We start from the raw sequence: 2,121 nt of genomic DNA on the forward strand, positions 1-2,121 counted from the left end.
CGCAAAATTGCTTTTCTAAAAACAATAAACTAATTTAGTTTTAGAAAAGAGCAATTTGCTTGAACGGAACGAACTTGAACTTACGTTCAACTTCTCCCCGTTCTTCGCAAATACTCGGCTCGTTAGCTGTAATGCGTCCAAAATTGCGCACAAAACAAAAATGATGAACCAAGAACTAAAAAAAATTGAAAAGTTACTTTTTGGTACTACTCTATCTCAAATTTCAAATCTAATTGAAGACAAAGAAGCGAAAGAATATTTCGGATATAATTTTCAAACTGAAAAACTGAATTTCAAATTTAGAAAAGCGAAAATTACTCCTAAGAAAGTTGGTCAATTTGTAACTTTATGGAAGCGAAACTCACAAAAAGAAACCGAGCCATTTAATGAATATGATAATTTTGATTTTTATATCATTGTAACTGAAGAAAACGAAAATTATGGATTCTTCTTGTTTCCAAAAAATGAATTAATAAAAAGAAAAATTCTTACAACAAATTCAAAAGAAGGAAAACGTGGTTTTAGAGTTTATCCAAACTGGACAAAGACAGAAAATAAACAAGCTGCAAAAACTCAAATTTGGCAAACTCGATATTTTTTAGATTTTACAAAAGAAAATAACGAAAATCAAATGCGTTTAAGCGAAATATTAAACTCGCACTACAGCTAACAAGGGCTTGGCGCAATGGCGGGTTAAGTCATAAAACAAAGTTTTGGCTTTTTATTCCGCAAAAAGCCAATTATATTGACTTTTTTCTTAAATTTATTCAATAAATTGGCTTTTGCTTACAGTGTCGCTAAATTGAAACTTTTCGCTTCAATTTCCGCCACTGACGCCAAGCCCCGAAACGTTATACGCTATTTTACAAAAAAAAACTTATCTGTAATAGTTATTAAATTTGTTAAATTTGCAATAAACTAATAACCAATATAAAATTGTCTACAGATATATTTTTTTTCGTTGCATACTTTTTCATTATTTTACTTTTATTTATTATAAAATGGACTAAGGATTTTGCATATAAAAATTTAAATGAATTTATAGGAGTTACATCAGCTTACTTATATCTCTTAGCTGACATAAAAAACGATAGTGAAAATAAAATTATATTTGATTTAAACTGGAAAGATTTAAATAATTTTTTAGTTTATTCAGGTGTTATTTTAGCATTTCTGTATCTATATTTAAATTACAAAAATAAAAAGAATTTTGTTAATGACTCTTTACTTTTATCAGAGAACAATGAATTAAAAGAAAGTTTAAAAAACTCAAAAAGAGAATTTTATAAACTTTGTTCTGATATAATTAGAAGTACTTTTACAGATTTTTACTTTTCATCAAATGGTAACGGAAGAATAAGTATTTATAAATACGATAATAATTCTTTTACTCTTTTAGGTAGATATTGTCCAAATCCATTATTTAATGGCCCAGGTAGAGCTCATTATGCAGAAAATGAAGGTTTAATTGCAAAAGGTTGGCAAAAAGATGAATTTATTGAATTTAATATTCCTAAGTATTCAAAAAAAGGTCGTGAATGGAAAAGGTATATGAAATCAATTTGCAATATTTCTGATTCATCTTTAGAAACTATTAAGATGAAAAGTTGTTCATTTTACATTCAAAGAATAAATAATGAAGATTCAAGGAATCCATTAGGAATAATAGTCGTAGAAATGTTAAATCCAGAAAAAATTGATGATCAATACATTAAACATCAACTTGAATTAAATAAAGAAACTATTTCATCTCTTATAAAAAGTATGAAAACTATAACAAAATAAAAAACAGCGTATAACATCGGCTTGGCAAAATGCGGGGTTTAGTGCAAAATTGAACTTCTCACCTTTTATCCGCCAAAAGCTGTTTACTTTTGTTTTTTTATTAAATTTATCAAAAGACTCACAGCTTTGGCTACGTTTCGGTCTGAATTGAACTTTCGCTCAATTCAAGCCCGCACTTCGCCAAGCCGCGGCCCGTTATCGGCAATATGATATGAAATACCAATTGAAAGCATATTTATTTTTATTTTGTATAATTTTATTTTGTATAATTTCTACACAAACTCGTTCTCAAATTATTTTAGGAACTTATCCTTCAACTGAAGAAAAGTATAGAAT

At 27.8% G+C, this 2,121-nt stretch carries 2 protein-coding genes; both read left to right on the plus strand.

The window, feature by feature from the left end; all coding sequences use genetic code 11:
• Positions 1-163: 163 nt before the first annotated feature.
• Positions 164-670, plus strand: coding sequence for a MepB family protein (locus IM532_RS13570; protein ID WP_194184031.1), 507 nt, complete (start codon positions 164-166; stop codon positions 668-670).
• Positions 671-936: 266 nt separating this feature from the next.
• Positions 937-1,785, plus strand: a complete 849-nt coding sequence (locus IM532_RS13575) for a hypothetical protein (RefSeq protein WP_194184032.1) — start codon at positions 937-939, stop codon at positions 1,783-1,785.
• Positions 1,786-2,121: the final 336 nt, after the last annotated feature.

Source organism: Faecalibacter rhinopitheci (genome assembly GCF_015234135.1).
GTDB classification, from domain to species: Bacteria; Bacteroidota; Bacteroidia; order Flavobacteriales; family Weeksellaceae; genus Empedobacter; species Empedobacter rhinopitheci.

Bases quoted from the DNA above. Each gene is read 5' to 3' on its own strand.
- IM532_RS13570 (WP_194184031.1), top strand. From the start codon at position 164: ATGAACCAAGAACTAAAAAAAATTGAAAAGTTACTTTTTGGTACTACT.